Below are 12,210 nucleotides of genomic sequence, written 5' to 3'. Positions count from 1 at the left end.
CGGGCCGCCCGTGGACGCGACGGACGCACGAAGGCGGGTGTGGCGGGACGGGGCGGGAGGCGATGTCGGACGGAGTTGGGCGTCCCTTCACTCGGCGGAAACAGGCGCGACACGCGGGGGTGGAGGAATGGGCGCATGCGCGAGGAGATCGCCCCGTACGACGATGTGCTCGCCCGCTTCCGCGGCGCCCGGCTCTACGCGCACGGCGAGGACGGTGTCGCCTACCTCGCCGAGCACGGCGGCCTTCCGTACCTGCTGGTCCGGCCCGGTCCGGAGGAGCCGGACATGATAGTGCTCGCCTTCGAGGACGAGCTGGAGCGCGCGGTCTACCTCGCCGGACGGGACACTCCGGAAGGCCCGGCGTCGCCGCCTTCCAAGGCCGCGGAGGACGCTCCCGCGATCCCGCGGGCCCGTTCCGCCGCCGCTCCGTCCCCTGGGCCGCTCCCGGTCCGAGGCTCGTGAGGCCGTCCCCGATCCGGGGGGTGTGGTTTTCCGCAGGGACGGGGTGTGGCGCGCGGCCGCTGGGGTCGGCGGTGCGCTCCATGGTGGCGCGACCGGCCGGTTCCTAGCGTTGCAAGCATGATCGGAATGACGGAGATGGCGGTGTCGGCGACGTCGGGCACCGAGCCGGTCGGGGGCATCGCGGGCTGGGCCACCGACCTGATGGACCGGCTGGGCGCGCCGGGCGCGGGCCTGGCGATCGCGCTGGAGAACCTGTTCCCGCCCCTGCCGAGCGAGGTGATCCTGCCGCTGGCGGGGTTCACCGCGGCGCAGGGGCGGATGAGCCTGCTCGCCGCGCTGGTGTGGACGACGGTGGGATCGGTCGTGGGGGCGCTGGCGCTCTACGGGATCGGGGCCCTGATCGGCCGGGACAGGATCCGCAGGCTGGTCGCGCGGCTGCCGCTGGTCAAGCTCTCGGACCTGGACCGGACGGAGGCGTGGTTCGCCCGGCACGGCGGGAAGGCGGTGTTCTTCGGCCGCATGATCCCGATCTTCCGCAGCCTGATCTCCGTCCCGGCCGGGGTGGAGCGGATGCGGATGGGGACGTTCCTGCTCTACACGACGCTGGGCAGCCTGCTGTGGAACACGGCGTTCGTGCTGGCCGGGTACGAGCTGGGCGACAACTGGCGGACGGTCGAGGAGTACGTCGGGATCTACTCCAAGGTCGTCCTCGCGCTGGTGGTCCTGGGGGCCCTGGCATTCGCCGCCGTCCGTATCGTGAGGTCACGGCGGACGGGAACCGGACCCGGCGCGCATCGGGCGGAGGCCATGGAGACAAGAGACCTCGAACGTGACCGCATCCTCTGACGGCCCCGCCGCGGCGCCTCCCCCGGGGCGCCGCGGCGCGGGCGTGGTGTGGCGTGCCGCGGTCGGGCTGGCGCTGGGCGCGGCCACCGCCGGTGCGGAGCTGGTGCTGCTCGCGGTGGCGGCGCCGCTGATGGCCTACTCGCTGGCCTTCTCGCGGGGTCAGCTGGCGGTGCCGAAGATCGTCGCGGACGGCGCGCAGTGGCTGACCGAGCTGGAGCGGCGCAGGCTCGCGGCGTTCCTGGGCGGGAGCCGGGAGGCCGAGTACGGCCCGGTGCGGGCGCTGGCGTACCTCGTCCTGCGGGTGCCCGTGGGGCTGCTCGGCGGGGTGATCCTGCTGCTGATCGCCTACGGGGCGGTGGCCGGGGTCGCGCTGGTGGCGAGCTGGTGGATCACCGGCGACTACCTGGACGGCATCCCGCCGGCCTGGTGGATCGTCCTCTACACCGCCGTGTTCGCCGTGGTAATGCTGTTCATCGCCGTCCAGGGGCTGGTCGGAGTGGTGGCGCTGGAGCGGGGCGTGGCGCGGCGCTGCCTCGGCCCGAGCCCGCTGGAGGAGTACGAGCGCCGCATCACCCAGCTGTCGGTCACGCGCGCGGAGGTGGTGGACGCGGTGGACGACGAGCGCCGCCGCATCGAGCGGGATTTGCACGACGGCGTCCAGCAGCGGCTCGTGGCCCTCGGGATGCTGATCGGGCGGGCCCGCCGCGCGGGCGACGCGGAGCGGGCGGCGGAGCTGCTGGGGCAGGCGCACGAGGAGTCCCAGCGGGCGCTTGAGGACCTGCGGGAGGTCACCTGGCGGGTGTATCCGGCGGCGCTGGACGGCGAGGGGCTGCGGGCCGCGCTGGAGACGGTGGCCGAGCGGTCCCCGGTGCCGGTGGCGATCGTCTACGACGTCCCGGACCGCCCGCCGCACGCGGTGGAGACGGCGGCGTACTTCGTGGTCTGCGAGGCCGTCACGAACGCCGCCAAGCACTCGGGCGCGCGGCACGTCGAGGTCCGGGTCGCGAGGTACGGCAGGATGATCTCCGTGCGGATCGAGGACGACGGGAGCGGGGGAGCCGACCCGGCCGGCGGCGGCCTGGCGGGGCTGGCCCGGCGGGTGGCGGCGCTGGACGGGACGTTCGGCGTGGACAGCCCGCCCGGCGGCCCCACCGTGATCGGCGCGGACCTGCCGTGCGGGTGATGCTGCCGTGCGGGTGATGCTGGCGGAGGACTCGACGCTGCTGCGCGAGGGCCTGGTGCGGCTGCTGGCCGAGGAGGGCCACGACGTCGCCGCGGCCGTCGGCGACGGCGGCGCGCTGCTCGCGGCGGTGGCGGGCGGGCCGCCGGACGTGGTGGTCGTGGACGTCCGCATGCCGCCCACGCACACCGACGAGGGGCTGCGGGCCGCGCTGGAGATCCGGCGGCGCTGGCCCGGGGTCGGGGTGCTCGTGCTGTCGCAGTACGTGGAGAAGCGCTACGCCACCGAGCTGATCACCGCCGACACGGAGGGCGTCGGCTACCTGCTGAAGGACCGCGTCGCGCAGGTGGACGAGTTCCTGGACGCCCTCGACCGGGTGGGCTCGGGCGGCGCCGCGTTCGACCCCGAGGTGGTGCGGCAGCTCCTCGTCCGCAGCACGCACGTGGACCCGCTGAGCCGTCTCACGCCGCGCGAGCGGGACGTCCTCGGGCACATGGCGCAGGGCCACACGAACGCCTCCGTCGCGGCGCACCTGCACATCTCGCAGAGCGCGGTGGAGAAGCACGTCAACGCGATCTTCGACAAGCTCGACCTGTCGCACGCCGCCGGGTACAGCCGCCGCGTCCTGGCCGTCCTGCGCTACCTCGGCTCCTGAGCCCCGCCGGGCGGGCTCCCCGGCGCCGAGATCCTCGCCCTCGCCCGCCGAGCGCGTGCACTACGGTGCCGGAATGCCCCTCCCCGCGCTGCGCCGCGCCCTGACCGACCCCGGCCTCCGCCCGCTGCCGGACCGGGCCGCCCGGCTGCTGGAGGACCTGCGCGCCCCGCCGCGCCTGGCCGCGCACCTGCGCGCCGTCCACGACGTGGCGGCCGACCTCGTCGCCTGGGCCGCCGAGCACTACCCGTCCCTCGGCGTGGATGCGGAGGCCGTCCTGTTCGGCGCGGCCACCCACGACATCGGCAAGGCCCTCCACCCCGGCGAGCTGTCGGGCCCCGGCGCGGAGCACGAGCATGCCGGGCACGCCCTGCTCCGCGAGCACGGCGTGGAGGAGCGGCTCGCCCGGTTCGCCCGTACCCACGCGTCCTGGGACGGCCCGGACATCGGCATCGACGATCTCCTCGTCAGCCTGGCCGACAAGGTCTGGAAGGCCAAGCGCGTCCCGGGCCTGGAGAAGCGGGTCGTGGACGCGCTGGCCGCCGCCTCGGGCCGCGAGCGCTGGCAGGCGTTCATGGACCTGGACGACGCCTGCGACCGCCTCGCCGCCGGCGCGGACCGCCGCCTGGCCTTCCAGGCCGCCTACCCGGTGAACGGCTGATCGGGGGTCGAGTCGACCGCGTAGCGGGTGCCGCCCGCGGCGCGGGCGCGGGCGAGCAGCGCCCGGTTGGCGGCGAGCATGCCGGCGACGGGCGCGCAGCCCGGGGACGCCGTCCGCAGGACGCTGAACAGCACGGGATCGGCGGGCGCCGCGAGCATCGGGACGTGCCCGACGCGCAGCGCCTTGATCAGGACGACGCCGCTCAGGCCGAGGTCGGCGGGCGCCGTCGCGGCGAGCGTCGCGGTGATGACCTCGGCGGCGCGGGACGCGGGCAGGAAGACCATGCCCCAGGGGTGCGGCCGCGCCCACTCGCCGAGCGCGACCAGCTCCTCGACGTCGGGGCGCATGCGGTCGGCGAAGTCGAGGAAGGGCAGCTCCTCGGCCTCGGTGGTCCCGGGCGGCGGGTCGCCCGCGTACAGGACGGCCTTGGCCTCGAACCGCCAGCCGTCCTCGGACGGCTTGGCCTGCCCGGAGAGGTGGTCGGCCGTGACGTCGCGCTGGACGCGCAGCAGGCCGACGGCGTCCCGGCACGGGATCTCGCAGCACAGCACCCGCCCGGGGACCGGGACGAGCCGCAGCGTCGCCGAGGTGATCACGCCGTGCGCGCCCAGGCCGCCGCGGACCGCGTCGAACAGGCCGGGCCGCTCGGCGGGGGAGCAGGTGACGGGCCCGCCGCCCGCGACGACGCCTAGGGCGAGGACGTTCGCGGCCTGCGTGCCGTGCACGTGGGAGGCGCCGCCGACGCCGCCCGCCGAGATCGTCCCGCCGACGGTCACGTCGAGGTAGTCGGTGAGCACGGGCGGGGCGAGGCCGTGCGGCAGCGTGGCCTCCAGCACCTCGCGCCAGGTCGTCCCGGCCCCGACGACCGCGTACCCCTCCCCGGTCGCCTGCCCGGCGCTTGCGTGCCCGCCTTCGGAGATCTCGCGGACTCCGGCCAGGCCGCGCATGTCGAGGGAGACGCCGCCGGTCAGGGACTGGCCGTACGTGGAGTGGCCGAGGCCGCGCGGCACGACCTCCAGCCCCAGCCCGGCGGCCTCGCGGACGGCCGCGGCGACCTCGTCCGCCGACCCGGGACGGACGACGCGGGACGGCGAGCGCTCGACGATGCCGCCGAAGTCGCGCAAGGCCGGACCGGACACGGCCTTAGCGCTCCCGGAGGCGGTCGGCGACGCGGGTGAGCGCGTCGCCGAGCAGGTCGATCTCCTCCGGGGTCAGCACCTCGATCAGCGACTCGCGGACGACCCGGCGGTGGCCGGGGCGGACCCTGTCCAGCGCGGCGGCGCCCTCGGGGGTCAGCTCGGCCCACACCGAGCGCCGGTCGGACTCGCAGCCGGTGCGCTTGACCAGCCCGGCCCGCTCCAGCTGGGTGATCTGGTAGGTGAGCCGGCTCTTGGAGATCATCGCCTGACGCGCCAGGTCGGACATGCGCAGCCGGTGCCCCTCGGCCACGCGCAGCTTGACCAGCACCTCGAACTCGGGGTGCGACAGCCCGCCGTCGCGCTTGAGCTGGCGTTCGATCTCGTGGTCGACCAGGTGGCCGGCGGACAGGAAGGCCATCCAGGCACGCAGCTGCCTTGGGGTGAGGGAGCCGGCGTCGTCGGTCATGAAAGTGATTCTAGTTGGCCTGATCCGCCGCTGAGGATTCTAGATGGTCCGGATTTGAACCATGTCTGCTAACGTCGAGTTAGTTCATATTTGAACCTTCGATCAGAGGAGAAGCCATGCTCCCCGCTCGCCGGTACCCCTACCTGCCCGACGCGGGCCTGCTGATCGGCAGGCTCGCGCTCGGCGTGATCTTCATCGCGCACGGCTGGCAGAAGCTGACCGACGTCGGGCATTCCGGTGTCACCAAGATGTTCGACGGCCTGGGCATCCCGCTGCCGGGCCTGTCCGCCCACTTCGCCACGTGGGTGGAGCTGATCGGGGGCGCCGCGCTCATCGCGGGCGTCCTGGTCCCCGTCGCGGGCCTGCTGCTCGCCGCGGACATGGCCGGCGCGTTCTGGTACGTCCACATGGACAAGGGCCTGTTCGCCGACAAGGGCGGCTACGAGTACGTGGTCGTCCTCGGCGCCGTCGCGCTGCTGCTCGCCCTCGCCAGGCCCGGCCGCTTCTCCGTGGACGACCTCCTGTCGCGCCGCCGCGAGCCCGCGGCCGAGCGCGAGCCCGCCGGCGTCTGACCCGAACGAACGCGAGCCCCGGCGCGCGGCGGACCACGCCCCGCGCCGGGGCTCGGCCGTTCCCGGCGGCGCGCCGCCCCGAGCAAATGTGACGTAAGTAACTTTCTGGCCGTATCAGTACGAAGGTGACAAGTTGGTAAACAGCGGTCACCTGCTCGGCAAGGAATATGGCCCGCTCCAAACCGGGGCTGCGGTCCTCCCCTCTCCCTGACAACGGACCTTTCAGACATCTCGGCTTTACGTCGAAGTGACAAGATGTTCCCGATGACCGTTTCTGGGCATGGTCATCGGACAGCTTTCCTGGAGAGGCGGGTCTAGGTGTCGCGCGGTAGTGAGTTCGTGGTGGTGGCCAACCGGCTTCCGGTCGACCGGATCGTGGGCGAGGACGGCGCGCCCGCCTGGAGGCGCAGCCCCGGCGGCCTGGTGAGCGCCATCGCGCCGGTGATGAGGCGCAGGCAGGGCACGTGGATCGGCTGGGTGGGCGTACCGGACGAGGAACTGGAGCCCTTCGAGGAGGACGGCATGTCGCTCGTCCCCATCGCGCAGTCGTCGGAGGAGATCGAGCTCTACTACGAGGGGTTCTCCAACGCCACGCTCTGGCCGCTCTACCACGACGTCGTGGCCCGGCCCGTGTACGACCGGGCGATGTGGGACGCCTACGTCCGGGTCAACAACCGGTTCGCGGAGGCGGCGGCGAAGGTCGCCGCGGAGGGCGCGATCGTCTGGGTGCAGGACTACCAGCTCCAGCTCGTCCCGTCGATGCTGCGCCAGTTGCGCCCCGACCTGCGGATCGGCTTCTTCCTGCACATCCCGTTCCCGCCGCTGGAGCTGTTCTGGCAGCTGCCGTGGCGGCGGCAGATCCTGGAGGGGCTCCTGGGCGCCGACCTGGTCGGCTTCCAGCTGCCCGGCGCCGCGTCCAACTTCGTGCGGCTGTGCAGGCGGCTCCTGGACGCCCGCTACGTCAAGCAGGACGTCTTCTGGGACGACCGGATCGTGCGCGCCCGCGCCTTCCCGATCTCCGTGGACGTGGGCGAGCTGAACGACCTGGTGGCACGCCAGGACGTGCAGGAACGCGCGCAGGAGATCCGCACCGATCTCGGCGACGCGACCGTCCTGCTCGGCGTTGACCGGCTCGACTACACCAAGGGCATCACGCAGCGCCTTCAGGCGTTCGGCGAGTTGTTCAGCGACGGCCGGCTCAAGCCCGGCCAGGCCGTGTTCGTGCAGATCGCCACGCCGAGCCGCGAGCGCGTCGAGCAGTACCAGCTGCTCAAGGAGGAGATCGAGCAGCAGGTCGGGCGCATCAACGGCGAGTACGGCGAGATCGGGTTCCCGGTCGTCCACTACCTGCACAGCTCGTACGACCGCGCCGAGCTGACCGCCCTCTACCTGGCGGCGGACGTGATGGTCGTCACACCGCTGCGGGACGGGATGAACCTGGTCGCGAAGGAGTACGTCGCCTGCCGCGCGGATCTGCGCGGCGCGCTGGTGCTCAGCGAGTTCGCCGGTGCCGCCGCGGAACTCAAGCGGGGCGCGTTTCAGGTCAACCCGTACGACATCGACGGGCTCAAGGGGACGCTGCTGGCCGCGCTCGACGCTGAGCCGGCCGAGCAGGCGCGCCGGATGCGCGCGATGCGCAGGCGCGTCATCGAGCACGACGTCGACCGCTGGGCGCTCGACTTCCTCACCGAGCTGGAGCGCCCCGTCGAGGCCGACGCGGCCCCGCTGCCGCCGGTTACGGCGCTGGAGGGCTGATCCTCAGATCGAACGCCGCCCAGACGCCCTTGCCGCCGGTGCCGAGCCGCGCCCAGCCCCACGAGTCGCTGACGGCGCCGACGACCAGCAGGCCGCGGCCGCCCTCGATGAACCGGTCGGGGTCGCAGGAGGCCGCCTCCGGGACGCGCGCCCCGGGGTCGGTCACGACGGCGACCAGCCGCCTCGGGTGCCCGAGCAGGACGATCTGGATCGGGCACAGCGGCAGCGGCTGGGGGAGTCCCTCCATGCCGTGCCGCAGCGCGTTGGTCACCAGCTCCGACACGGCGATGACCACGTCCTCGCCGTTTCCGTTCACGCCCCATTCGCGCAGCGTGGCCTGCGTGAAGTCGCGCGCCGACCTGGGCGCGGTGATCTCGGCGGGCAGGACGCGGCGCGCGGTCCGCGGGGTGCCCGAGTGCGGGGTGGGCCAGAGCCCGGCGAGGCCGGGCGAGGGCACGGGCGCGCTCGCTGGTGCGTGCGCGCGGATGGACGTGGCCGGCGGAGAGTCCGGCCAGGGCGCGTGAACGGCCGCGACGTGCCGCGGCCGCCTGCCCCCCATGGCGGCAGGAGCTGCTACGTCGTGGGCCTGGTCAACGGTCATTGTCAAACCTCAGAGGCGAGCGGATTGGTCACCGGCGAGCGTTCGCTATCTTGCTCCCCAAGTCGTGCAGATGCAAGACCGTCTGCATGAACGAATGCAAGAACGAATGCACGTGCATCTCGTACCATTGTGTGGGGTGGGGCGAGATCGCGGCCTCCCTGCGGGGAGGCGGACACGCCTTGAGGGGGCAAAGATGGACGGCCACCAGATGTCGGACGTCTGGCGTAACGGGCTCGTCTGGCAGAAGAGCCGGCGGAGCAACCCGAGCGGCAACTGCGTCGAGATGGCGGAGCTCCCCAGCGGGGAGATCGCCGTGCGGAACTCCCGGGACCCGGAGGGTGCGGTCCTCGTCTACACGCGCGAGGAGGTGGAGGCGTTCGTGGGCGGAGCCAAGGACGGTGACTTCGACCACATGCTCGTCTGAGCGGGTAGCAACTGGAGAACCACCCGCTCTTCCTGGCCATCGCCTGGGCCGCGCAGCGGTCCGGGCTCTACCACACCGCCATCAGCTCCCGGCTCCGACCCGAAGGGCTCGCCCTCTTCATCACCAGCGCGTCGATGGAGGCGGCCGCGCAGGCCGTACCGGACGTGCCGCTGCGCCTCATGCTCGGCGGCACGGCCGAGGGGTCGCGTACGGGCCTCACAGGCCCCTGGACGCGCGAACCCCGGCCCGGGGACCCGAGGTCCCGGACCGGGGCTTGGAACGCGCCAGCGGACGTCTTAGTGCATCGGCTCGGCCTAGTGCATCGGCATCGGCGCGTCGGCCGCGGCGGTGTCGGCCTTCTTGCGCGGCAGCAGCAGCGCCGGGAGGAAGGCGAACAGCAGCAGCCCCGCCGCGTACCAGTAGGTGTGCTGGAACGCGTCCGCCATCGGACCGGCGATCTTCTTCATGACCGCGGGCGGGATCTTCGCCGTGGAGCCGATCTCGCCCCCGGCGCCCGTGCCGAGGTTGGACGCCAGCTTGTTGGCGAGCAGCACCGAGATCATCGCGGTGCCGAGGGACGCCGAGACCTGCTGGATGATGTTCAGCATCGTGCTGGCGCGCGGCACCTCGTCGTGCGCCAGGGTCTGGATCGCGGCCGCCATGGTCGGCATCATCGTCATGCCCATGCCGAGGCCCATGACGAACAGCATCCCGCCGAGCGCCCAGTAGGACGTGTCGGCCTCCAGGATCGCGGCGAAGCCCGCCACCGACAGCACCACGACGACCAGGCCGACGAGCACGACCCGCCCGGGGCCGACCCGGTCGGTGATCTTGCCGCCGACCGGCATGGTGATCATCGCGCCGAGGCCCTGCGGGGCCAGTAGCAGGCCGGAGTTCAGCGCGCCCTCGCCGCGGACCGTCTGGTAGTACAGCGGCAGCAGCAGCATCGCGCCCATGAACGCGGCCATGAACAGCACCATCGTGCCGGACGCCGCCGCCACCGAGCGGCGCTTGAGCAGCCGCAGGTCGATCAGCGGGGTCTTCGCGGTCAGGGCCCGGAACACGAACCCGGCGACGAGCGCGGCGCCGATGAGCGTGGGGACCAGCGCCCCGGTCTTGGTGAAGTCCTTCATCTGCGCGCCCTTGGCCAGCCCGTAGATCAGGGCGGCCAGGCCGGGGGAGAGCAGGAGCAGGCCGATGGCGTCGAGCCGCTCGGTCGGCTTCGGGGCGTCGCGCTTGAGGATCCTGGCGGCCAGGTACAGCGCCACGATGCCGATCGGCAGGTTGATGAAGAAGATCCAGCGCCAGGACACGTCGTCGACGAGGTAGCCGCCGATGATCGGTCCGAGGATCGGGCCGAGCAGCATCGGGATCCCGACGACGCTCATGACCTGGCCGACCCGCGACGGCCCGGCCGCCTGGGTCAGGATCGTCATGCCCGCGGGCATGATCATGCCGCCGCCGAGGCCCTGGAGGACCCGGAACGCGATCAGCGACTCCGCCGACCAGGCGAGGCCGGCCAGCATCGAGCCGGCCACGAAGAGCGTGATCGAGATCATGTAGAGGCGCTTGGTGCCGAACCTCGCCGAGGCCCACCCGGTGATCGGGATCACCGTGGCCAGCGCCAGCGTGTAGCCGGTCGCCACCCACTGGATCGTCGACAGCGGGGTCTCGAACTCCTTGGCGAGGTCGTTGATGGCGACATTGACGACGGTCACGTCCAGGATGGACATGATCGCGCCGAGGACGACGACCATGGCCACCGCGAGCACGCCGCGGTCGAGACCTCCGCCGGAGGCCGGGGCCTCCACCGGGCCGTCCGCCGCCTTGGGGGACGCGGGAGCGGTCAACTCACTTTCCAATCGTCGGGGGCCCGCGCGCCAGGGCGCGCGAGGACCGTGGAACGTTTCTGAGGGGTGCCGCAGCAAAATACTGCAGAGACTGACACTTTCGCGAACGATTAAACCCCGTCCGGTTCCGGAGTATTCCGGCGGGGTCTGACATTTTTACCGGACTGACGCTGCTCCAGCATCGGACCTCGACCGCGACTGAGGTCAACGGAGTGTGACGCACGCGACACCCGTCCTGGCCCGCCGGACGCGGCCCTCACTCCGCCGCGCGGGCCTCGTCGTCCAGGGCGGCCTCAAGCAGGGCGACGAACCCGGTGGTGACCGGGGCGGGCGTGTGCTCGCCGGACAGGACCCGCGCGAGCCACTCCTCGCCGATCAACCCGGTCGCGGCGACCGGTTCCAGCAGGTGCGGCTCGGCCCGCCAGTGCGCCAGCAGCGAACGGTTCAGCGCGGCGCTCGCCGACCCCGAGTCGCCCCGCCCGAAGACCCGCTGCCGCGTCTTGTGGACGATCTTGACGCCCTGGTCGCGGGCGGTGCGGACCAGCTTGAGCGCCCGGGGCGCCATCAGCGCGTCCGGCCGCACCCCGGTGTCCATGGGGAGGGCCGCCAGCTCAGGGTCGAGCTCGGCCAGCAGCCGCGCGTTGAACGCCGAGCCCCGCTTGGCAGCGGGGGACAGCGCCTCGGCGATGGCCACGAACCGCGGATGCAGCAGCGGGTTGACCGCGGTGTGCTCCGTGCAGGAGCTGGTGACGACCGCGCCCACCGCGCGGTGGTAGCGCTGCCGGTAGTAGTACGCGTCCGTCGCCGACAGCCAGTCGCCGCCGAAGCCGGCGAAGATGTCCTGCAACCGCCGCATGGTGCCGGCCGCCGACTCCTCGGCGAACCCGGGGTCCAGGCAGCCGGGGTCGACCGGGTCCAGGCTGAAGATCCGCCACTTGGCCAGCCGCTCGACCAGCTTGGACGTGACCGCCGGATGCGGGCGCTGCATCGCGTAGTACATCCCCCGCGACAGCTCCCCGCCCAGCCCGCTGATGCGCGGAGCGTCCGTGGTCTGCTCCTCGACCCACTCCAGCATCCCCAGGTGCAGCGGGTTGAGCACCTGCTCTCGCCGCTGCGCCGCCTCCATGACCAGCCGGTGCACCTCCACCGGTTCGAGCCGCTCCAGCCCCGACAGGTCGATGACCTCCCGGTGCATCCGGCTCATGCGCGCGAGTGTCGCGGCGGTGGCCTCGTCGCCACTGTCGCGCGCACTGAGGGTGAGCGAATTCAAGCCGTTCCGCCGTGCCGGCGGGATCGCCGCCAGGACGAGCCGCGTGTCCAGCCCGCCCGACAGCTGCAGGACGGCGTCGGGGTACTGGTCCAGGCACTGCGCCATGCTCGTCCGCAACACCTCGGCCAGCTCCCGCACGGCCTCCTCGACCGACGGCGCCTCCCCGGCCCGGAACCCGCCCGGCTCGATCTCGGTCTCGGCGAGCCGTCCGTCCGCCAGGCTCCACTTGCACCCCGGACGGAGCTTCTTCACCCCGTCGAACGCGGTGTCCTGGTCGAGGAAGTGGCCCACGAGCCGGTAGACGCCCAGCGCCTCCCGATCCAGCCCCCGCC

At 72.8% G+C, this 12,210-nt stretch carries 13 protein-coding genes; 8 read left to right on the top strand and 5 right to left on the bottom strand.

Translation table 11 applies throughout. The features are described 5' to 3' along the window. Window positions 1–135 precede the first annotated feature (135 nt). The 5 genes from E1298_RS35740 (at window position 136) to E1298_RS35720 (ending at window position 3,801) form a co-directional block, all read left to right on the top strand. The gene (locus tag E1298_RS35740) at window positions 136–462 is read left to right on the top strand and encodes a hypothetical protein (RefSeq protein WP_131901285.1); all 327 of its coding nucleotides are present in this window, start codon (window positions 136–138) and stop codon (window positions 460–462) included. Window positions 463–588: 126 nt separating this feature from the next. Next, the gene (locus E1298_RS35735; RefSeq protein ID WP_243726014.1) at window positions 589–1,308 is read left to right on the top strand and encodes a DedA family protein; all 720 of its coding nucleotides are present in this window, start codon (window positions 589–591) and stop codon (window positions 1,306–1,308) included. Next, on the top strand, window positions 1,292–2,491 hold the full coding sequence (locus E1298_RS35730; RefSeq protein WP_341770677.1) for a sensor histidine kinase: 1,200 nt from the start codon (window positions 1,292–1,294) through the stop codon (window positions 2,489–2,491). The genes E1298_RS35735 and E1298_RS35730 overlap by 17 nt, the downstream gene beginning before the upstream one ends. Window positions 2,492–2,498: 7 nt before the next feature. Next, window positions 2,499–3,143 (top strand): response regulator, encoded by a 645-nt coding sequence (locus tag E1298_RS35725; protein ID WP_165975836.1) that lies wholly within the window; start codon window positions 2,499–2,501, stop codon window positions 3,141–3,143. Between the two features lie 73 nt (window positions 3,144–3,216). Further along, the gene (locus tag E1298_RS35720) at window positions 3,217–3,801 is read left to right on the top strand and encodes an HDIG domain-containing metalloprotein (RefSeq protein ID WP_131901281.1); all 585 of its coding nucleotides are present in this window, start codon (window positions 3,217–3,219) and stop codon (window positions 3,799–3,801) included. Here E1298_RS35720 and E1298_RS35715 read toward each other — a convergent pair. Beyond that, window positions 3,783–4,940, bottom strand: coding sequence for an FAD-binding protein (locus tag E1298_RS35715; RefSeq protein ID WP_131901279.1), 1,158 nt, complete (start codon window positions 4,938–4,940; stop codon window positions 3,783–3,785). The genes E1298_RS35720 and E1298_RS35715 overlap by 19 nt on opposite strands. 4 nt (window positions 4,941–4,944) lie before the next feature. After that, the gene (locus tag E1298_RS35710) at window positions 4,945–5,406 is read right to left on the bottom strand and encodes a MarR family winged helix-turn-helix transcriptional regulator (protein ID WP_131901277.1); all 462 of its coding nucleotides are present in this window, start codon (window positions 5,404–5,406) and stop codon (window positions 4,945–4,947) included. Between the two features lie 116 nt (window positions 5,407–5,522). Between E1298_RS35710 and E1298_RS35705 the strand changes: the two genes are divergently transcribed. Beyond that, window positions 5,523–5,978: a DoxX family protein gene (locus tag E1298_RS35705; RefSeq protein WP_131901275.1), complete on the top strand. Its 456-nt coding sequence runs from the start codon at window positions 5,523–5,525 to the stop codon at window positions 5,976–5,978. Between the two features lie 318 nt (window positions 5,979–6,296). After that, window positions 6,297–7,733, top strand: coding sequence for an alpha,alpha-trehalose-phosphate synthase (UDP-forming) (locus tag E1298_RS35700; RefSeq protein ID WP_131901273.1), 1,437 nt, complete (start codon window positions 6,297–6,299; stop codon window positions 7,731–7,733). Here E1298_RS35700 and E1298_RS35695 read toward each other — a convergent pair. Then, window positions 7,714–8,190, bottom strand: a complete 477-nt coding sequence (locus tag E1298_RS35695; RefSeq protein WP_243726012.1) for an ATP-binding protein — start codon at window positions 8,188–8,190, stop codon at window positions 7,714–7,716. The genes E1298_RS35700 and E1298_RS35695 overlap by 20 nt on opposite strands. A gap of 337 nt (window positions 8,191–8,527) precedes the next feature. Here E1298_RS35695 and E1298_RS35690 point away from each other — a divergent pair, with 337 nt between their 5' ends. Next, on the top strand, window positions 8,528–8,758 hold the full coding sequence (locus tag E1298_RS35690; protein WP_131901269.1) for a DUF397 domain-containing protein: 231 nt from the start codon (window positions 8,528–8,530) through the stop codon (window positions 8,756–8,758). A gap of 314 nt (window positions 8,759–9,072) precedes the next feature. On the opposite strand, the gene E1298_RS35685 is transcribed toward E1298_RS35690, so the two are convergent. Together E1298_RS35685 and E1298_RS48710 are read right to left on the bottom strand one after the other, a co-directional pair. Then, the gene (locus E1298_RS35685; protein WP_243726011.1) at window positions 9,073–10,608 is read right to left on the bottom strand and encodes a DHA2 family efflux MFS transporter permease subunit; all 1,536 of its coding nucleotides are present in this window, start codon (window positions 10,606–10,608) and stop codon (window positions 9,073–9,075) included. Between the two features lie 256 nt (window positions 10,609–10,864). Next, window positions 10,865–12,210, bottom strand: a 1,346-nt coding sequence (locus E1298_RS48710; protein WP_165975835.1) for an asparagine synthetase B family protein, incomplete at its 5' end; no start/stop codon positions are given.

This window comes from Actinomadura rubrisoli, assembly GCF_004349215.1.
GTDB lineage: Bacteria > Actinomycetota > Actinomycetes > Streptosporangiales > Streptosporangiaceae > Spirillospora > Spirillospora rubrisoli.
Note: the sequence above shows the minus strand (reverse complement) of the source record. Positions and strands in the feature narration are given on the sequence as shown.

Excerpts from the sequence above, each read along its gene's own strand:
- E1298_RS35720 (WP_131901281.1), top strand. The coding sequence starts at position 3,217 with ATGCCCCTCCCCGCGCTGCGCCGCGCCCTGACCGACCCCGGCCTCCGC.
- E1298_RS35705 (WP_131901275.1), top strand. The coding sequence starts at position 5,523 with ATGCTCCCCGCTCGCCGGTACCCCTACCTGCCCGACGCGGGCCTGCTG.
- E1298_RS35710 (WP_131901277.1), bottom strand. The coding sequence starts at position 5,406 with ATGACCGACGACGCCGGCTCCCTCACCCCAAGGCAGCTGCGTGCCTGG.
- E1298_RS35690 (WP_131901269.1), top strand. The coding sequence starts at position 8,528 with ATGGACGGCCACCAGATGTCGGACGTCTGGCGTAACGGGCTCGTCTGG.
- E1298_RS35740 (WP_131901285.1), top strand. The coding sequence starts at position 136 with ATGCGCGAGGAGATCGCCCCGTACGACGATGTGCTCGCCCGCTTCCGC.
- E1298_RS35735 (WP_243726014.1), top strand. The coding sequence starts at position 589 with ATGACGGAGATGGCGGTGTCGGCGACGTCGGGCACCGAGCCGGTCGGG.